Below are 19284 nucleotides of genomic sequence, written 5' to 3' on the forward strand. Positions count from 1 at the left end.
ACCTACTGTTTTTCTATTTCGATCCTCAAAACGGATGATTTCAAATTGACTTTTCTCTGCTAAAATCCTGCTTTTTGTGACATACGCATAAAAGACCTGCCTACCTCATCTCAAAACCATATATTTTGTCAAGCAAGCCTCCCTTATCCTACACATTCCGATAAACCTTAACTTTCGGAGAATCGAATATTTGAATCCGGACAGGGAGACCGTACGGAAACAGGTTAGAAAATAGTGGCTATTTTTGAGGGACCAGACACCTCATCTCCATGACGACGGTCCTCATCAATACGACGACCGTCTTCATCGCCGTGAAGTGCCGAACTCGTCATACACAAAGTCGGACTTCATAGCAATGAAGACGGTCGTCATGGCAATTATCTGCGCATCTTACGGGATAAATCGTTTTTCAATCTCTTTTAAGCCCGAAAAAAAGTATGTCAAATGCAACTTGATTCGAGCTTCTTTTCTGTTTTCAGGATCACTTTAAACAATAAGGGGAAGCCTGATAACCTATTCTACCGTTAAGACCTGTTCACCGGATTTGAGTTGATATTCTTTTCCTTTCCAAACGAAAACACCATCCGTACCCGTCGGCAATATAAGACGTGCCGTCAGTTTACCCTTCTTATCGAGTTTGTAGGAAGCAGTCACACTACCCACTGGATGCGGCATCGTACCTGACACTTCTTTCAGGTCACCCAATGACGGAGCGATACGGATAGACTTGAAGCCCGGTGCATTACTGTCTATACCTAACAAGATACGGAAAAACTCAATGTTAGGGCTGGCTCCCCAAGCGTGGCAATCGGAACGGGTCGGTTCGGGCATCTCCGCCCAAGTTGTTAGCCCCAATGCCATCTGGTCTCGCCAAATCTGCAGATTGTCGAGCAGGTGATCTCCCATACCGGCAACCTTCAATGCCTGATGCACATAATAACGGAAGTAGATTGTCGCCTGTATCAATGACGAATCGTTCAATGTACGCTCCATCACCCTCGTAGCCTCCTCGCCTGTCACGATACCAGCCAGTATAGCCAACGAGTTGACATGTTGCGAGAAACTTCGGTGATCATAAGTATCGGCAAACAATCCCCGGGTAGCATCCCAGTATTTCTCCCGGATCGTTCCCCGAATCGCAGAAGCGATCTGTGTATAATGATCCGCTATCGACGGGATGCCGAAAGCCCGTTCCATTTCAGCAGCCGATTCGAGCGTCAAGATATACACCAAGTCCTGAAAAGCAGAATTCCCATCCTTTTCACGTACAGGCTCGCCCGACTGGAAACCGACAGCCCAGTCGGCAAAGAACCAATGCGGTACATACCCTAGGCTATGATCTCGCTTCAACCACTGCTCGTACCAAGAAAGTACCCCACGATAAGCAGGCAGCAAAGTCTTCATATAAGCCTCATCCCCACGGTACATCCAGTAGTCATGTCCCATACAAATCCACCAAAGTGAGAAGGAAGAAATGAACTGATGTAAACTCGACGGGTAGCGACTCATCGTAATTCCATCTGCTACGACCGACTGCCTCCCCTGCTCGATTGCATTCTTCACCATATAAGCATCATGCGTATTATATAAGGTAATCATCGCCTGGATACGAGTATCGCCGAAATACTGTAACTGCTCGTAATAAGGGCAATCCATATAAGTCTCGTTCGCACAAAGACGTGCAGTACGCCAGCCTATCTCTAGCATCTTGTTCAACTCGTCATGTCCGGGTGCAGAAAAAGCGATCTCGCATCGGAAAGGATAAGCAGAGAACGTACCATAGACATCTTCCAGTACAAGCGGTTCGTCAGCAGTCGAGATCGTCAGATCCACATATCGCCACGTACGCCACCAAAGAGTGGTAAAATCGCGCCCCTCGCCCCCGTCGGCAATCACTTTATCTTCATACCCTATGAATCTTTTACCTTCTACCTCATCACGGTTTCCCTTTGCCGGAAACGAATAAGATTTAGTCGTACCCAGCTCCTTGCCTTCATACAGAGCTTCGGCATAGGCAATCGTAATTTCAGCATTCTTGCCGCGACTGAACAAAAGGGAAAGATAGCCCGTTGTCAGCTTGCCATTGTCAAGCAGGAGATGCACCTTGCTATTTGCAGGAACCGTCAGTGAAGTTTTTGTTTTCAGGAATCCGACAGGAATCTTCACCCCTTCGGATATACGCACAGCCTCAAAACGCTCAGACAGCAAGTCCATCGGGGGAATCGGACAAGGAACAAGCAGGCGTCCAGGATAGTCGCGCGATCCCTTCACTCCTCCCTCGATTCCCGTGTGGGCAGGCAACCACTTACTATCATCGTAAGCAGACTGTTCCCATCCCCAAGGATACTTCGACGCAGAAAGAAATTCGCCAGGCCCCGCCACATAATAGCCTAAGACAGGCTTGTGCCAAGGAGCATAGGCTTCGTTCTTCATGCACAGCCAGGAAGCATCCGTATTGACCACAGTCTCAACCTCCGTATTTCCTTGTAGAAGGAATCCAGTCTGATTAAAGCTGATCTGTGCAACCGGCTTCTGCTCGGCATAATTCCAGATCACAGCTGCCAACACGTTTTTTCCCTTTATCAGGTAAGGAGCCAGATCGACCGTTTCAAAATTCCAGTTATAGATATCCCCACGTGCAGGTCCAAGTGAGACAAAACGGCCGTTTAAATAGAGCTTGTAACGATTGTCAGCCGTCACATGAACAATAAAGCGGGATGGGACTTCGTCCAGTTCGAATGTCTTGCGCATGTGGTAGACACCATACACATTGGCAGGTTCTCCTGGCATGGAAATCCAGCGTGCTTTCCAGCGTCCGGTAAGAAGTTCGGGATTGATGTCCGTTTGTCGGTAACCTTCCAAACGGATCTGGGCGCCAAGCGACAGACTACAAAGCATAAAAAGAAAAATCAGTACACGTGTCTTCATTCGATACATTGGTATTAGATATTAAACAAATAAGGATATAGGCAAAAGCCGATCCCTCGGTTCAGAAACTGAATCTCCGTGGAATCGGCTATTAACTGATATTTTAGAAAATCAAATAAACAACTCCGGTTCGCGGCGGACACTAAAGTTCTTATGCAGCATCGCTGTATAAGGAGTATCAAACGTACGGGCACCTTCGGGACATTCCTTCACACAAGCACAACACTTGATACAAGTCGCCGGGTCACTGAATATACGGTCATCGACAATCGAAATAGCCGATACGGGGCATACATCGATACAATATTCGCATTGCGTACACAAGTCCTCATCCGTCACTGGAGCCTGCGGCGTGGAAGGGCCTTTCACCTTGTAGGGAAAATTACCTTTCATCTCCAACGGCTTCAGGCAAGAAAGTTCGTCCACCTTTTCGAGCTTCTCCTTGATGGCACGTCCGAACCTGACGGCAGCTTCATGATCGGCCTCATCGGGACGCCCGGCGGCGATGGGCATATCCTTACGGCTGAAAGAATGCTCTCCCACAAAAGCACCTGCCGAAACAGGGACAAAACCGGCATCGACTAACGTGTCGGACAATTCCTTCAACGCATCCTCGTAATCACGGTTACCGTAAACCACGACCAGAACGACCGGAGCCTGATGAGCATGGAAAGCCCGGAGGCGCTCCATCGCCGTTTCGGCTACACGCCCACCATAGACGGGAGCGGCCACGATAGTCAGTTCATCGTCATGGATCTCAAGTTCTTCCGCCGGAGCATCATAAGTAATGTCCGACTCCAGCAATACGTCACCACTCAGTCCTTCCGCAATCGCATAAGCAGTCTTAGCCGAAGTATGCGTCGGAGAGAAATAAATGATATGTACATTCTTATATTCCATATTCCTTATTTTAAAGCTGCTTCAATCCTTTTCATCAGTTCAGCAAATTCCTCGTCGCTATAGCCTTTGGTCGCATATACCACTTTACCAGTCTTGTCAACCAGATAGCTACGCGGGATCAGATTTTTGGCAAATGCGCCATAGATAGCCCGGTTCTTATCAGGATATAAGGGAAAGGTAAAACCTTTCTTTTCGTTATACTTCTGCAATTCAACGTCTGTATGCTCACGCCCGATCACCAACAGGACGAAATCTTTGTTGTCCTTATACTTCGGCCAGAGCATCTTTTGCACCTCTGCAAGCTCCTTCTGACAAGGAGGACACCAGGTTGCAAAAAAATTTACCAAGATCACTTTTCCCTTCAAAGAAGAAGAAGGTACCTGCGTACCATTGTCGTTCATAATCGTAAAAGCCGGCATCTGTTGTCCTTCTTTTACAAGATCACCACTCTCATCCTGCGCCTTTACAACAAAAGCAATGAGAGCAAAAAAGGCAAGGAATACATACTTTTTCATTTTATTACTTTTGCATGCTCTGTGCTACATCGTAGCCTGCTTTCAGAGCCTTAAGGTTCATTTCTACGATTTCTTCGCCTTTACGTCCGAAGATGCGGCGGATACCATCAGCAATCTTATCATATTCGATGCCAATAAAGGGGGCAGCGGCTCCCAGCATCACGATATTGGCTGCACGAACAGAACCCACCTCCTTGGCGATAGCTTCCACATCCAGCACGACCTTATGCGGCAGTTTCTCCAGTTCTTCATTCACTTTTCCCATCTCCGGATAGTTGGGGATGTTGATGAACGGCTGCGAATTGGTCACCAGCCACCCGTCCTTCTTCAGATAAGGCAGATAGCGGAGCGCTTCCATAGGTTCGAGTGAGATGATCAGGTCTGCCTGCCCTAGTGGGATCAGGTCAGACGCAATCGGCTGGTCGGACAGGCGGAGGTTTGACTGCACATCCCCCCCACGCTGGCTCATTCCATGAACTTCGGCTTGCTTCATATACAAACCTTCTTTTAACGCGGCTTCTCCGATAACGGCAGCGATGGAGAGGATGCCCTGTCCTCCCACACCGGATAATATGATGTCTGCTTTCATTTCCTGCTTGCTTTTTTCTTTCTTGTTAATGTCTGGATACATTCACGGCGGGGAATCAAGACGGATACGCCTTTATATTCGATCTCTTCACGAATGATCGCTTTCATCTCGTCGTAGTTCTTCTTCAAAGGAACCATGACGCGGATATGGGCCGGATCAACACCGATACCGGCACAAATCGATTCGATACGGCCTGTTCCTGCTGAATCCTGTCCGCCAGTCATAGCCGTTGTCTCGTTATCAGAAATAACGATCGTGATATTCGTGTTTTCATTGACGCAATCAAGCAAGCCAGTCATACCGGAATGCGTGAATGTCGAGTCGCCTATCACCGACACTGCGGGATAAACGCCCGCATCGGAAGCTCCTTTAGCCATCGTGATGGAGGCTCCCATGTCGATACAAGTATCGATCGCCCGGAAAGGAGGCAAAGCCCCTAACGTATAACAGCCGATATCACCGAACACTTTGGCTCCTTTGTACCCGGCCAGAACCTCGTTCAGCGCTTCATACATATCGCGATGTCCGCACCCCTGGCACAATGCAGGCGGACGTTGTTCAACAACCTCCGGAGTGGCATAGTAGCTCTCGATCCGCTTACCCAGCGCCTTACCGACAGCATCGGGAGTCAGCTCACCGTCGCGTTGCAATGTTCCGTCAAGACGGCCATGCACCTGGATACCAATCCCAAGGAAACCTTTCAGTTGCTCCTCGACTACCGGATATCCCTCTTCGAGTACAAGGATTTCCTTGCATTCACGAACGATCTTTTCGACCATTTTGCGAGGTAACGGATACTGGCTGATCTTCAATACCGGATGTTCAAAACCGTCAGGATAGTTCTCCGAAAGATAGTTGAACGCAATACCGGTCGTAATGATGCCGAGCTCCTTATTCGGACCGTCGAAATAGGCATTATAAGGTGAGGCTTCAGAAAAAGCGGTAAACGTATCCTGCGCCGCAATCAACGTCTTAAAGCGCTTACGAGCTAGTGCAGGAAGAAGGATGAAACGCTGACGTCCATCTTCGGGCGTATGCATTTTGTTTTCCACCTTTTGTTCACGTCTGACCACACCTGCACGGGAGTGGGCCATACGGGTAGTGATACGCACCAAAACAGGATAGCCCAGTTTTTCGGATAATTCAAACCCGTCATATACCATGTCGTATGCTTCCTGCTGGCTGGCCGGCTCAAGCATCGGGATCATGGCAAAGTTGCCATACATACGATTGTCTTGTTCATTCTGTGAAGAGTGCATCGAAGGATCATCGGCTGTAATGATAATCATACCACCATTGACACCGCTCATAGCAGCATTCATAAAACAGTCGGCGGCAACGTTCAGCCCCACATGCTTCATACAGCAAAGAGCTCGCTTGCCTGCGTAGCTCATACCCAACGCAGCTTCCATTGCAGTTTTTTCATTCGTGCTCCAACGGCAGTGAATCCCCCTTTCCTTTGCGACGGCCGAACCCTGTATGAATTCGGTTATCTCGGTCGAAGGGGTCCCCGGATAGGCGTAAACACCGGACAGACCGGCATCGATAGCAGCTTGTGCCACGGCCTCATCCCCTAAAAATAGATGTTTTTCCATGTAACGTTTATTTTGTTTTACTTGATTTTGCTTCTGTTATCTTCCCACAAAGATAAGACTTTTACCCATACCCGCAACAACCAAGCTATATTGGATTTTTAGTTTCATAGGCATGATACTGTTGTTTCCCTATGGTGGAACTCTCGTTTCCTTATAATGGCACTGCCGTTTCCCTATAATGAAACGATCGTGGCATACCGGGAAAATGTTTCCATATTGCCTACCGGATTTTCCGTCTGTTCAATTCCGCCCGGTAGCGGTTAGCATTACGATTATGCTCGGCAAGAGTGACCGCAAAATTATGCCGTCCGGAAAAATCTTCCTTCGCACACATATATAGATAGTTATGCTTCATGTGGTTCAACACGGCATCCAATCCCCTAATAGTCGGGATACGGAGTGGTCCGGGAGGAAGTCCGGCATGTTTGTAGGTATTGTAGGGAGAATTGATCTCCAGATGTTCGAACAGGATGCGCTGGAGGGAGAAATCGCCTACGGCAAACTTCACGGTCGGATCCGCCTGAAGGGGAATGCCCCGCTGCAAGCGATTAATATATAGACCTGCTACAATAGGATATTCGTCTACGGCAGCCGTCTCTTCTTCCACAATAGAGGCAAGAATGGCAACTTCGACCGGTGTCATCCCAATTTCTTTCGCTTTTGCCAAGCGAGCGTCATTCCAGAAAATCTTATATTCACGCTGCATACGCTGCATCAACTTCTCAGCGGAAATATTCCAGTATACCTCATAAGTATTCGGAATAAACAGCGCAAGGATCGTCTCAGTCGTAAAACCTAATGATGCACAGTAGACGGAATCAACAAGCAAAGGTAGCAGGTCATCCTCCTCGATCATTAACTGCCCGGCAAGTCTTTCGGCCAGATCCAACTTGAAGCGTATATTATTAAAAGTGATTCGAGTAGCTTCCTGATGCCCCCGACGCAGGTTGTTAAGCAATGCCAGGTTATTCATACCCGGCTCCACAGCATAACGTCCGGTACGCATATTGGTGGGATATTTCAGCATTCCGGCAAGCTGCTTGAAACTCCCGATACGCCGGCAACCGGCAGAGTCGACCAACTGGCGACAGAGATCGCCAAAATCTTTCTTCTCGTCAATATAAACATATACAGTCTTGCGCGGCTCGAAATCAGGTGCAAGTATCAAACAGTATGCCCAGAATCCCACACCTGCTAACAGGAGGATGATAAACGAGAGGATTCCAACAATGAGAGTATGCTTTCGCATCTTTTTTTTCTCCATATTATATATAGTCTGCTGTATCTCAGAACCAGCCACAAAAATAATATCTTTTTCCCGAATGCCCTACCTCTTTCTAACTTATTCCAAGCATTGCAATCGGGAAGAAAAAAGTGTTCACTTTTGTAGGATTGAAAACCTCTGATTGCCAATCATGTGCAAGAATAAGTCTTTTTTCTTTTAAAATAATACACCAAATGCTTTGTATATTTAAAAACTTAAGCATATCTTTGCAGCGCAATTCAAGGAAATGAAGCGCGAAACTCATGGAAGTGTGGGTGAGTGGCTGAAACCACCAGTTTGCTAAACTGACGTACGGGTAACCGTACCGGGGGTTCGAATCCCCCCGCTTCCGCTCCAAAGGGGCTGTCCAAAAAGTCGGATAGCTCCTTTTGCTATTGTTTATTTCGGTAAAAAGTATTATCTTACCGTTGCAAAAACCAAACATTATAGCAATGGCTAAGATAGTATTTAAAGAGTTAACATCCAACCAAAATGTACTTTTTCCGGTCAGCTTATCGGAAAAGATAGCTCCCAATCATCCCGTTCGTGTTGTAAACAGTGTTGTAGACGCCTTGGATATTAGTTGTCTGCTCTGGGCATATAAAGGAGGAGGTACTAGCAGCTACCATCCCCGTATGATGCTCAAAGTTCTGTTTTATGCCTACCTGAACAATATCTATTCTTGTCGTAAAATAGAAAAGGCCTTGCAGGAGAATATTCACTTCATGTGGTTGTCTGGTAATAGTACTCCCGATTTCCGCACGATCATGATTTCCGTGGCAAACGTTTAAAAGAACACATAAAATCGTTGTTTTCAGCCATTGTTCTGCTGTTACAGGAATCCGGCTATGTCAGTTTGGATGTACAGTATATCGATGGTACCAAAGTGGAATCAGCCTCCAACCGCTACACTTTTGTCTGGCGTGGTAGCGTGGAAAAGAACAAGGTAAAACTGGAGTCGAAAATACAGTCAATCCTTAGTGAAGTTGACAAACATATCGAGCAGGATAAACAGGAAAGGACACCAGATTGCTTACCGGATATGGATTCCTGTGGTTTGCAGGAAAAAGTGAGCGCTTTAAACAAACGGCTCTCCGGGATGAACAAAGCTGAGCAGAAACAAATCAAAAAGTTACAGGAAGAATATCTGCCCCGCCTTGCCAAATACGAATCGCAATTAGAGAAATTAGGGGATCGTAATTCTTTCAGTAAGACAGATGAGGATGCGACCTTCATGCGTATGAAAGAGGATCATATGAAAAACGGGCAATTGAAACCCGCCTATAACATACAGATTGCCACAGAGAATCAATTTATTACCAATCTGGGAATTTACAGGCGAGCCGGAGATACGGGAACTTTAATTTCTTTTTTGAAAGATTTTCGAGAGACTTATCATAGGCAATCCTCTATAGTAGTGGCCGATGCCGGTTATGGAAGTGAACAAAACTACGAGTTTATGGAGAATGCGGGTATAGAGGCTTTTGTCAAGTACAATTATTTCCACAAAGAGCAAAAGCGTGCCTGGAAGAAGGATGCTTTTGCCATACAGAACCTTTACTACAACCAGGAAAGGGATTATTACGTATGCCCGATGGGACAACATATGGAGTATAAAGGTCAAAAGAAAAGTAAATCCGATTTGGGATATGTATCCATACTGAAGCGTTATCAGGCACAAAATTGTGAGGGGTGCCCGCTGAAATCTCAATGCCATAAATCAAAGGCCAACCGGATCATAGAAGTTAACTATAACCTTAACAGGTATAAACAAAAAGCACGTGAAAGACTCATGAGTGAGGAAGGTATTTATCATCGGGGCAGACGATGTACAGAACCGGAAGCTGTCTTTGCACAGATAAAGCATAACTCGGCGTGGAACCGGTTTAGATTAAGAGGGTTGGAGAAGGTAAAAACAGAATTTACCCTGGTCGCTATTGCACATAATCTAAGAAAACTGGCTAAAAAAGTCAGTTTTCTTTTGTTTTTTACTTATTTCTGTAGGATGACTTCTCGAAAAGTAATAATTGAGAAGACCAAAGATATTTTAAATATAAAAATGGATAATAAACGGGCTGCATAACAAAAAAAAGAAGGCTGCCTTTTCAGACACCTTCTTTGTTGTTTTAAACCCACACACAAAAAAAACGAAATCACAAAAGAAGGGATCCCGGATCATGATCCGGGATCACACCGGAACCACAAGGGAACCACAAGGGAAAACAAACAAAAAAAAGGCTGCCTTCACAGACAGCCTTACGGGTGAAAAATGGGACTCGAACCCACGACCCTCGGAACCACAATCCGATGCTCTAACCAACTGAGCTATTCTCACCATATTTATCTTATCAAGTGTTTATCTCTTTAAGACGGTGCAAAGATAGAGGTTTTATTTTAAACTGCAAATAATTCGAGCATTTTTTTATTCAAAAATATACTCTTCGACCTCCTTATTGTTACCTTTTAAAAACAAACGCGTATTATTTACATACTTAATCAATGCTGAATCGACTGAAAAAGAGGAATTTTGATTCTTTCCCGACCAAGAGGCCGCCGGAACCACCCGAATATCTTCTTTTCCTTGTTCATTCTTATAACGGGAAGAATAAATCAACGAATATTGTGCGGAAATAATATATCGGCGCAACCCCTTCCGACCTAAAACGACTTTCACCATGACACCCCCATCGGTATGTTCCCGGCTCATATTCGATATAAAATTACCCAATGAATAAACAACCAGACGGTCGGTAACCCCCTCCTTTCCCCTGCGAAGCTCCATTGGCTGAACAACATGAGGGTGACTGCCTATAACCAGATCGACACCCTGCCGCAACAGCCAATCGGCCAGTTCCCGTTGTTCACGGGAAGGTATCCGTTCGTATTCCAATCCCCAATGCATATTAGCTATAATAAAATCCGGATTAAAGAGCTTGGCTTCGGCAATATCACCCTTCATTATCTCCTTATCGATATAATTGACGATTCGGGGTATATCGACTTTCAAACCGTTGGTACCATAGGTATAGTTGAGCATGATGATACGAAAATCCTTCTTACGGAGCAACATCGGATATGTGCGGTGACGGTGATCACAGTCAAGAAAGGTTCCGGTATGACGGATTCCGAGAGAATCCAGTGCCTGGATAGTACGGACAAATCCGCGAGTCCGCCTATCTAAACAATGATTATTGGCTAACAAGAAGAAGTCGAAACCTGCTTTTTGCAAAGCCAAAGCGAAGTCTTCCGGAGCGCTGAAAACCGGATAACCACTATATGGCTCCCCTCCTAACGGGACTTCGAAGTTCACAACAGCAATATCGACAGCTTTCACCTCTCTCTCGATATTGGCAAAATAGCTACCCAAATCAAAAAAATCTCCCCTCCGGGTATTGTCAAGTTGTTTCTGGTGCATCATGGCATCACCGGCAAACAAAATTGTCAGCGAGTCCTGAGCAGATAAAGACAGAAAGCTCAAAAGACAAAACCCGGAGAGGAGGATTTTCATTTATAAATCTCTTTCTTTCCGGCTAAAAGCGTATTGCGCATCAAAGAAATAATCGTCATCGGACCTACACCACCCGGAACCGGCGTGATATAAGAACACTTAGGAGCGACCTCGTCAAACTTAACATCGCCAGTCAACTTAAAGCCGCTTTTGCGAGTTGCATCCGGCACACGTGTCGTTCCCACATCCACGATTACAGCCCCTTCTTTTACCATATCGCCTTTCAGGAATTCGGGGACACCCAATGCCACAATAATAATGTCGGCACTCAAGCACATTTCCTTCAGGTTCTCGGAACGACTGTGGCAAACAGTAACCGTACAATCGCCCGGATAGGCTTTCTGCATCATCAAAGTAGCCATCGGTTTGCCCACGATATTACTACGACCCAGCACCACGCAATGTTTACCGCGAGTAGGAATCTCGTAACGCCTCAACAGCTCCAAGATGCCAGCCGGAGTTGCCGACACGAAACAAGGGAGACCGATAGACATACGACCCACATTGATCGGATGGAAACCATCTACATCCTTACGGTAGTCGATCGCTTCGATAATCTTCTGTTCTGAGATATGTTTCGGAAGCGGGAGCTGTACGATAAAACCATCCACGTCCGGATCGTTGTTCAGTTCGTCCACTTTGCGAAGAAGTTCTTCTTCGGTAACATCGGCTTCATAACGGATCAGAGACGATTTAAAACCGATCTCATTACATGTCTTGACCTTACTTGCGACATATGTTTCACTTCCTCCATCATGACCGACCAATATAGCAGCCAAATGAGGGATTTTACCACCGGTAGCCTTGATACGGGCCACTTCTTCCGCCATCTCCTGCTTTATCTGAGCCGAAACGGCTTTTCCGTCCAATAGTTTATACTGTTGTTCTTCCATATTCTCTATTATCTTTTCAGGTTTTATCTTCTGAATGAAGGAAATTTCTTGCTTCCCGGTTTGGCAGCCGTCAGCATACGCATCATCTTGCGCGTTTCATCGAATTGCTTGATCAGCTTGTTCACTTCCTGGATCGTCGTACCGCTACCTTTGGCAATACGCTGACGACGTGAACCGTTCAGGATTGCCGGATTCGTACGTTCTTCGGGAGTCATGGAGTAGATGATCGCTTCGATGCTCTTGAAAGCATTGTCGTCAATATCCACATCCTTCAGAGCCTTGCCTACGCCCGGAATCATAGAGGCCAGCTCTTTCAGGTTACCCATCTTCTTGATCTGCTGGATCTGAGAAATAAAGTCGTTGAAGTCGAACTGATTCTTGGCAATTTTCTTCTGCAAGCGTTTGGCCTCTTCTTCATCATACTGCTCCTGCGCACGTTCCACCAAAGAAACGATATCACCCATACCAAGGATACGGTCTGCCATACGTTCAGGGTGGAAGATATCCAAAGCATCCATCTTTTCGCCCGTTCCGACGAACTTGATCGGTTTGTCGACCACCGTTCGGATAGAAAGAGCGGCACCACCGCGAGTATCACCGTCGAGCTTCGTCAGGACAACACCGTCAAAATCGAGACGCTCGTTGAATTCTTTCGCCGTGTTGACAGCATCCTGCCCAGTCATGGAATCGACCACGAACAAGGTTTCATCCGGCTGAATAGCACTCTTGATCGCAGCGATCTCTTTCATCATCTGCTCGTCAATAGCCAAACGACCAGCGGTATCGACAATCACGACATCGTTGCCTTTCGCACGTGCTTCGCGAATCGCGTTCATCGCAATCGCCACCGGATTCTTGTTTTCCAGTTCCATATAAACAGGTACTCCAACCTGTTCGCCGACCACACGCAACTGCTCGATAGCGGCCGGACGATACACGTCACAAGCTGCCAACAGTGGCTTTTTATTTTTCTTAGTCTTCAGCAAATTTGCCAACTTACCTGAAAAAGTCGTTTTACCGGAACCTTGCAAACCGGACATCAGGATGATTGCCGGACTACCCTTCAGATCCAGATCGGTAGCCGTTCCTCCCATCAGGTCTGCCAACTCATCATGCACAATCTTGACCATTAACTGACTGGGCTTAACGGATGTAAGCACATTCTGTCCTAATGCTTTCGCCTTTACCGTATCGGTAAAACCTTTGGCTACTTTATAGTTTACGTCGGCGTCAAGTAATGCTTTACGCACATCTTTCAATGTTTCAGCCACATTGATTTCCGTGATCTTACCTTCACCTTTCAACAGTTTAAACGATCTGTCTAACCTTTCGCTTAAATTCTCAAACATAATTCGTATGTATATTTATTTTATTCTATTTTCTATTCTTCGAATGAGAGGCAAAGGTAAGAAAAACTGACGAATAAAGAAAAGATCACAAATTCCGAGTCAGATTTTCTTATTTTGCCAAGATGCTTTCTTTAAATAAATGACACTTGCGACCAATAAACCGGTATAATACACCACCTCGGTCATGAAACAGATAGCAACCGGCATATGCAAGCGCATCCCGACCACATATATAAACAATGTATAGAAAACCAGGGTAGCCAGCTCCATCACAAAAGCCGAACGAGTATTTCCCGTACCCGTCACTCCGTTGAACACGATATTGGCAACCGCTCCGATCAGCAAAGCGCCTGAAATCACATAAAGGGAAGGGATCGAAGCTTGTATCAAAGTCACGTCATTGGTATAAACCGATAATATCGTAGAAGGAATCAGACAAGTGACAGACACAAAAACAGCCATGATTCCTAACGATATCCAGGTTATATGACGAATGATCGGGATAACCTGGTCCTTATGCCCCGCCCCGATGCTGTTACTCACAAACGTATTCGTTGCCGTCGATAAAGAATTGACAGGGATCAATAAAACGATGTAAACACTCCGGACAATATTCGCAACCGCCAGTTCCCGCTGCCCTAAATGTTCCACAGCCACAAACAACATGAAATAAGTACTGAGCGAAATAAAATATTGCAACATCGTAAATATAGAGATGTCCAACACACGCCTCAGCAATTTAACATCGAACGATCGGAACTGGCTCAGTGCATACTTCTTGATATCTACCGTCATCCGAGTATAAACCATATAAAACACGATAGACACCGCCTCCGCCATCACCGAAGCGATAGCCGCTCCTTTTATTCCCAATTCCGGAAAGCCGCAGTTACCGAATATCAGCAGGTAGTCCAGCAGCACATTCGTCAACGCCATCACAACAGCATTCAGTGTCAGCACCTTCGTCCGGGTAATACCGATAAACAAAGCACGGAACATCACATTCACAAAAGAGAAAAAGAACCCGAACACACGCCAGTCCAAGAATTCTTCCGTGGCATTCAGAATCGTATCGGAAGAAATCAGTACCCGCATAATATCCCCGGCAAACAGACGTGACAAAGTAAACATGACGGCAGCCAGCATAAGCAGGAAAAAGACACCCTGTATCATTACCGGCCCAACTTCCTTATAATTCCGCTCCCCATTACGGCGAGCCATGATGATCTGCGATCCGGTACTAAACCCAAAAGCGATCGTAAAGGCACATATATAATATAAGCCGCCCATTGCCGAAGCTCCTAACTCGATTTCACCGACCCGGCCCAAAAACGCGGTATCCGTCACATTAATGACATTCTGTGCCAGAAGACTCAAAAAGATTGGATAACTAACATTCCAAATTTGCCTGTTTGTGTACATATAATATTATTTACGAAGGAAATCCATACTCATAAAAAAAGCCCGCCACATCAGGCGAGCTTCTTCTTTATATGCTATCGCATTTATTTTTCAGCTACCGATGCTTCAATCAGTTTATTGGTTGCCGTATCAGGAAACACAACCGACGGCTTAAATGTTTTCGCCTCCTCAAAATCCATCAAGGCATACGACATAATAATGATGATATCGCCAGGCTGTGCCTTACGGGCAGCAGCTCCGTTCAGACAAACGACTCCCGAACCTCGTTCACCTTTAATGATATACGTTTCAAAACGTTCACCGTTATTATTATTCACAATAGCGACCTTTTCGTTGGCAATCAGATTGGCGGCATCCAGCAAATCCTCGTCAACAGTGATACTTCCTATATAATTCAGATTGGCTTCCGTTACCGTTACCCGGTGAATCTTTGATTTAACTACTTCTATAAACATACGATCTGATTTATGATTTATGATTTATGAATTATTTAGCTACGCTTGTTTCTTCCATATAAAACTTATGATTATTCAGGAAACAAATCATCATTCATAAATCATAAATCTATATTTAGTACTTAATATTATCTATCAGACGAACCTCTCCGCAATATACCGTAATACATCCTACCGGATAAGTCGTATCGGACCAGTTCTTGATGGACTCCATCGTATTGCCATCTACAATCTCATAGTATTCCACACGCATAATAGGATCGGCATTTATTGTGTTGACAACATAGTCGATCACCTCCTGCACACTCTTTTCGGGCACAAAGTTAGTACTTTCTTTTAACGTACGAGCTATTAACGGAGCTTTTTGACGTTGTTCGGGTGTCAAGCGCACATTACGGCTACTCAAAGCCAAACCGTCTGCCTCGCGCAAAATCGGACAGTCGTTGATTTTCACCGGTATATCCAATTGCTTCACCATAGCACGGATCACAGCGATCTGCTGGAAATCTTTTTCACCAAAATAGGCATTATCCGGTTCGACTACATAAAAAAGTTTGCTCACGATCTGAGCAACCCCATTGAAATGTCCGGGACGGCGCGCCCCTTCCATTACGGCCGAAACAGTGCCGAAATCGAATGTGCGGGTATCTGGCTCCGGATACATTTCTTCTGCCGACGGCGCAAATACATAATCGCAACCGACCGGCTCCAACAGAGTACAGTCTTTATCCAACGTACGAGGATACGTTTCAAGGTCGTGCTTGTCGTTAAACTGGGTTGGATTGACAAAAACACTGACTACACACACGTCATTTTCTTTCACACAACGTTCAACCAGGCTCAAGTGTCCGTCATGCAATGCTCCCATAGTGGGAACAAAGCCAATTTGTTTGTTATTACGCTTTTCTTCAGCGAGATAACTCTTCAATTCTTTAATACTGTTTACTATTTTCATCCTTTAGATGCTTATTGACGGTGCAAAGCAAATAAATAATTGCGGTAAATGAAAGAATTTTTGTATATTTATATCTATATATGAATATCAACCTATTACAAAAACAGTTCGTTCATGCTGTTCTTTTTTAGCTTCTTCTGATATTGCAAATATAGTGACTTTTTTAATATCCAAATCTAAATATCTAAAAAACAGAGTTTCTTATTTCCTTCATACAACAAACCCCAGCTACCACTAGGATAACTGGGGTTTACTCATTTTGTAATTACCTACACTTACTTAAACCAAATTTTGGCATTCTTCTTTACTTCTACCTTTGTAAATTTCTTTAACTCTTCAGCCAACGCTTGCACTTCTTCTGGTGTTGGTTCTGGAATACAAACCTTTCCATTTGTATTCTTTCCTATATTAACTTGCTCAGGGTTACACATCTTTATACACTCTATCATTTCATTCAAATCAAACTCCATTAACGGTTCTGTCGTTACATACGTTTTAATTCCTCTGGCAGAAATATCAGCCATTGCCTTTACTCGATCTTCTATCAAGGGAGAATTACGCATAATTTCAGGATAGCTTCTATTGGTCTCAATGGTTGTACAGACTACAGATCTTTTAAACACAGGGTGATCCAAATACTCCAATATCCTAGCTGGATTCTTACTTTGAAACAAATATCTATTATATTCGTCGCAATAATCCAATACGGTTTTAATCCAACTATCTGGTATATCCTGAGCAAACATATCAATGCTACTGCCTACAAAGATAAAATTACCACTGCCCAAACAAGCATTTGCTAATTCTCCAGCATCCAATCTGGCTTCTCCCCGTTTGGGAGACAATTTATCCATATAACAATAGCTACAGCCGTGATAGCACTTTCCCTTAATGGGATTCCAAGTATGACTCACAAACTCATACATATTTCCTTTTGCTTCTCTTATCATATTCAAAATTTTAAGCGGAAGGTGTTGTTACGCACCTTCCATTAATTAATTACTCTGCTGATTCCACTGATACATTAAAGCTATCCCAAAGTTCATTCAATTTTTTATTAATCAAATTTTCTTTACTGCTTCCTCCTTTTTTCCCTTTAACCTTTTGAAGGTATGTGACATTGTCAGAATCAATCGAATTGATAAACTGTATCATATTATCAGTAAAATTTGCTTTATCAGCATCTAGCGTTTTTTCATATTTACTTACAATCCAACCTGATAATGTTGTTCTGGTTTTACATAAATCCTCACCTAATTTAGATTTGGCTGCATTTAAGATCTTCAACCCTCTTTCTATTCCTGCATCATTTTTCAACGGATCTAAGTATTTTCCTCGCATAGCTACATTAATGACAGAAGTATTTACCTTCGTGCCAAAAGTAAGCCAAAGAGAAGCTGCATTTAAAGAGTATCCTTTGTTTGTTAGCTTATTGATCTCTAATAATAACTTAGGACAATTCTCTTTAACTGTTATGCTCTTTACCCTATCCTTAGTGTCCCACTTGTTAGTACAAGTATTAATCTCTGCCAACATATCCATAATAGACATATTATCATCTAAAGGATACGTTACAAAAAACTCCTTTTTATACTTCTGTTCTTCTTCCAATTTGCCATTAGCTTTCAACAATTCCAAATGTGCTTGATACCTATGATTTCCCTCAACCAGTACAATATACTTATGAGCATCCTCTTTAGAAATAACTTCACCTGTGATAAAGTCTACAATCTCTAAATCTTGTTCTACAGCCTTATTCCCATTTACAATAACAGCAGGTGTTAATACCCCGCACTTCTTCAAAGATTCTTTTTTCTGTTTAACGTTTTTAGGATCAAGATCTCTGTTAGCCACTAATCTTGCAACTTTTTTACCTTCATTTAATACGTCTACATGTTTCATATTTTTTTCCATTAAAATTTACCGCTGCCCTGCGGACTTATATTGGTTTCTGGCACACCAGTTATTTGTTTCTGGTGCAAAGATGAAGCAATAAAACGCATAAACAATAGAAATTCAACACATTACAGGGTAGCACAAAAATAGTAGAGTTTAACAACCCTGCTATAAATCAATTTGTTACGTTTTAATAAAGAATTAGGCGTACCAATTGCCTATACCTCTAAATTCTGGTTTTTTCTTTGGGTTCATCAATCCTTTCAATGTATTATATTCGTTAAGTATTGGAGTAAGCAGGTTTTTATTTCTACTTATCCCTGCAAAGTAAAGCAGATAAGAAAGCAATTCTTTTTCCTTGTTGGAGATATTAGCACCTTCCGCCCTTTTTTCCTTTACATGGTTTGAACTGTCAAAATAGCACCTGAGCATCTTGCAAAACAAATATGCCATTGCTGTATCACTATATTCTACGGATTCTTCCAACATGATACGATCGCCAAAGATAAAAGCATCTTTCACTTTTGGATAGGCTTCTTTGCATAGAAAGCCAATCAGATCTATCGTCGGACTGTCTGTTAGGATAAACTTATTTTTACCTATCTTTAAAGTCAGTTCCGCAGGCTGTTCTTTTCTTTCTTCTATCGTCTGTATAAATTTCTGAATTTGCTTACTTGTGCCTTCTTCTGTTTTGATATTGTCTATGCAAGTATCAACACAGTAATCATAAACGAACAGAAGAAGATACCAAAACATTACAGGATCAAGTTCTAAGCTATGCAAACAAGACTGTATATCTTCATTCTCCAAATAGCTGCCAAACTTATTTTGCAATGCTATTTTCTTATTGTTATACCTGTCTATAAAATGGAATGCACTCGTTCCTGATAGAAAAGGCTCTCCCATCTCATCAAAACCGATTGTGGGACAAAATTCCAATCCCACATGGACAATCCCACTTTCATTTAATTCGTCTATACCTATTTCTTCTGCTGGCTTCATACTATTTGTATCT

At 43.9% G+C, this 19284-nt stretch carries 15 protein-coding genes, 2 tRNA genes and 1 pseudogene; 2 read left to right on the forward strand and 16 right to left on the reverse strand.

Annotation, left to right across the window (positions count from 1 at the left end):
- Positions 1-513: 513 nt before the first annotated feature.
- The 6 genes from NQ542_RS08145 to mltG all read right to left on the reverse strand — a co-directional run bounded on the left by NQ542_RS08145 (position 514) and on the right by mltG (position 7776).
- Complete coding sequence (locus NQ542_RS08145) at positions 514-2937, reverse strand: alpha-L-rhamnosidase-related protein (protein WP_005651066.1); 2424 nt, start codon at positions 2935-2937, stop codon at positions 514-516.
- Between the two features lie 102 nt (positions 2938-3039).
- Positions 3040-3828: a 4Fe-4S binding protein gene (locus tag NQ542_RS08150; RefSeq protein ID WP_005636496.1), complete on the reverse strand. Its 789-nt coding sequence runs from the start codon at positions 3826-3828 to the stop codon at positions 3040-3042.
- Positions 3829-3833: 5 nt separating this feature from the next.
- Positions 3834-4343, reverse strand: coding sequence for a TlpA family protein disulfide reductase (locus tag NQ542_RS08155; protein WP_005636494.1), 510 nt, complete (start codon positions 4341-4343; stop codon positions 3834-3836).
- Positions 4344-4347: 4 nt separating this feature from the next.
- Positions 4348-4932, reverse strand: a complete 585-nt coding sequence (locus NQ542_RS08160; protein ID WP_005646601.1) for an indolepyruvate oxidoreductase subunit beta — start codon at positions 4930-4932, stop codon at positions 4348-4350.
- Positions 4929-6527, reverse strand: coding sequence for a thiamine pyrophosphate-dependent enzyme (locus NQ542_RS08165; RefSeq protein WP_005636490.1), 1599 nt, complete (start codon positions 6525-6527; stop codon positions 4929-4931). Before NQ542_RS08165 ends, NQ542_RS08160 begins: the two co-directional genes overlap by 4 nt.
- A gap of 220 nt (positions 6528-6747) precedes the next feature.
- Positions 6748-7776 carry an endolytic transglycosylase MltG gene (gene mltG, locus NQ542_RS08170; protein WP_151203534.1) on the reverse strand — a complete coding sequence of 343 codons (1029 nt, stop codon included), beginning with the start codon at positions 7774-7776 and terminating at the stop codon, positions 6748-6750.
- A gap of 280 nt (positions 7777-8056) precedes the next feature.
- On the opposite strand from mltG, the gene NQ542_RS08175 reads away from it, so the two are divergent.
- Both NQ542_RS08175 and NQ542_RS08180 read left to right on the forward strand, forming a co-directional pair.
- Positions 8057-8143: transfer RNA gene (locus NQ542_RS08175), tRNA-Ser, on the forward strand.
- A 100-nt stretch (positions 8144-8243) separates the two neighbouring features.
- Positions 8244-9874: pseudogene (locus NQ542_RS08180) on the forward strand (IS1182 family transposase).
- Between the two features lie 178 nt (positions 9875-10052).
- On the opposite strand, the gene NQ542_RS08185 reads toward NQ542_RS08180, so the two are convergent.
- The 10 genes from NQ542_RS08185 to NQ542_RS08230 form a co-directional block, all read right to left on the reverse strand.
- Positions 10053-10126 (reverse strand) — tRNA-His (locus tag NQ542_RS08185).
- An 87-nt stretch (positions 10127-10213) separates the two neighbouring features.
- Positions 10214-11299, reverse strand: a complete 1086-nt coding sequence (locus NQ542_RS08190; protein WP_005636478.1) for a CapA family protein — start codon at positions 11297-11299, stop codon at positions 10214-10216.
- Complete coding sequence (gene folD / locus NQ542_RS08195; protein WP_005636475.1) at positions 11296-12192, reverse strand: bifunctional methylenetetrahydrofolate dehydrogenase/methenyltetrahydrofolate cyclohydrolase FolD; 897 nt, start codon at positions 12190-12192, stop codon at positions 11296-11298. The genes NQ542_RS08190 and folD overlap by 4 nt, the downstream gene beginning before the upstream one ends.
- Positions 12193-12215: 23 nt before the next feature.
- Positions 12216-13541 carry a signal recognition particle protein gene (ffh, locus tag NQ542_RS08200; protein ID WP_005636473.1) on the reverse strand — a complete coding sequence of 442 codons (1326 nt, stop codon included), beginning with the start codon at positions 13539-13541 and terminating at the stop codon, positions 12216-12218.
- Positions 13542-13640: 99 nt separating this feature from the next.
- Positions 13641-14963 (reverse strand): MATE family efflux transporter, encoded by a 1323-nt coding sequence (locus NQ542_RS08205; RefSeq protein ID WP_005636471.1) that lies wholly within the window; start codon positions 14961-14963, stop codon positions 13641-13643.
- A gap of 83 nt (positions 14964-15046) precedes the next feature.
- On the reverse strand, positions 15047-15418 hold the full coding sequence (gene panD, locus NQ542_RS08210) for an aspartate 1-decarboxylase (RefSeq protein ID WP_005636469.1): 372 nt from the start codon (positions 15416-15418) through the stop codon (positions 15047-15049).
- Between the two features lie 115 nt (positions 15419-15533).
- Positions 15534-16373: a pantoate--beta-alanine ligase gene (panC, locus tag NQ542_RS08215; RefSeq protein WP_005636467.1), complete on the reverse strand. Its 840-nt coding sequence runs from the start codon at positions 16371-16373 to the stop codon at positions 15534-15536.
- A 275-nt stretch (positions 16374-16648) separates the two neighbouring features.
- Complete coding sequence (locus NQ542_RS08220) at positions 16649-17323, reverse strand: DUF5131 family protein (RefSeq protein WP_005636465.1); 675 nt, start codon at positions 17321-17323, stop codon at positions 16649-16651.
- Between the two features lie 49 nt (positions 17324-17372).
- Complete coding sequence (locus tag NQ542_RS08225; protein WP_005646583.1) at positions 17373-18275, reverse strand: hypothetical protein; 903 nt, start codon at positions 18273-18275, stop codon at positions 17373-17375.
- 195 nt (positions 18276-18470) lie between these two features.
- Positions 18471-19271, reverse strand: coding sequence for a hypothetical protein (locus NQ542_RS08230; protein WP_005636461.1), 801 nt, complete (start codon positions 19269-19271; stop codon positions 18471-18473).
- Between the last annotated feature and the right edge of the window lie 13 nt (positions 19272-19284).

The sequence above is a fragment of the Parabacteroides merdae ATCC 43184 genome, from assembly GCF_025151215.1.
GTDB lineage: Bacteria > Bacteroidota > Bacteroidia > Bacteroidales > Tannerellaceae > Parabacteroides > Parabacteroides merdae.

What these genes read in the sequence shown, in the direction of transcription:
- NQ542_RS08145 (WP_005651066.1), bottom strand. Translation starts at nt 2,937, where the DNA reads ATGTATCGAATGAAGACACGTGTACTGATTTTTCTTTTTATGCTTTGT.
- NQ542_RS08150 (WP_005636496.1), bottom strand. Translation starts at nt 3,828, where the DNA reads ATGGAATATAAGAATGTACATATCATTTATTTCTCTCCGACGCATACT.
- NQ542_RS08155 (WP_005636494.1), bottom strand. Translation starts at nt 4,343, where the DNA reads ATGAAAAAGTATGTATTCCTTGCCTTTTTTGCTCTCATTGCTTTTGTT.
- NQ542_RS08160 (WP_005646601.1), bottom strand. Translation starts at nt 4,932, where the DNA reads ATGAAAGCAGACATCATATTATCCGGTGTGGGAGGACAGGGCATCCTC.
- NQ542_RS08165 (WP_005636490.1), bottom strand. Translation starts at nt 6,527, where the DNA reads ATGGAAAAACATCTATTTTTAGGGGATGAGGCCGTGGCACAAGCTGCT.
- mltG (WP_151203534.1), bottom strand. Translation starts at nt 7,776, where the DNA reads ATGCGAAAGCATACTCTCATTGTTGGAATCCTCTCGTTTATCATCCTC.
- NQ542_RS08190 (WP_005636478.1), bottom strand. Translation starts at nt 11,299, where the DNA reads ATGAAAATCCTCCTCTCCGGGTTTTGTCTTTTGAGCTTTCTGTCTTTA.
- folD (WP_005636475.1), bottom strand. Translation starts at nt 12,192, where the DNA reads ATGGAAGAACAACAGTATAAACTATTGGACGGAAAAGCCGTTTCGGCT.
- ffh (WP_005636473.1), bottom strand. Translation starts at nt 13,541, where the DNA reads ATGTTTGAGAATTTAAGCGAAAGGTTAGACAGATCGTTTAAACTGTTG.
- NQ542_RS08205 (WP_005636471.1), bottom strand. Translation starts at nt 14,963, where the DNA reads ATGTACACAAACAGGCAAATTTGGAATGTTAGTTATCCAATCTTTTTG.
- panD (WP_005636469.1), bottom strand. Translation starts at nt 15,418, where the DNA reads ATGTTTATAGAAGTAGTTAAATCAAAGATTCACCGGGTAACGGTAACG.
- panC (WP_005636467.1), bottom strand. Translation starts at nt 16,373, where the DNA reads ATGAAAATAGTAAACAGTATTAAAGAATTGAAGAGTTATCTCGCTGAA.
- NQ542_RS08220 (WP_005636465.1), bottom strand. Translation starts at nt 17,323, where the DNA reads ATGATAAGAGAAGCAAAAGGAAATATGTATGAGTTTGTGAGTCATACT.
- NQ542_RS08225 (WP_005646583.1), bottom strand. Translation starts at nt 18,275, where the DNA reads ATGAAACATGTAGACGTATTAAATGAAGGTAAAAAAGTTGCAAGATTA.
- NQ542_RS08230 (WP_005636461.1), bottom strand. Translation starts at nt 19,271, where the DNA reads ATGAAGCCAGCAGAAGAAATAGGTATAGACGAATTAAATGAAAGTGGG.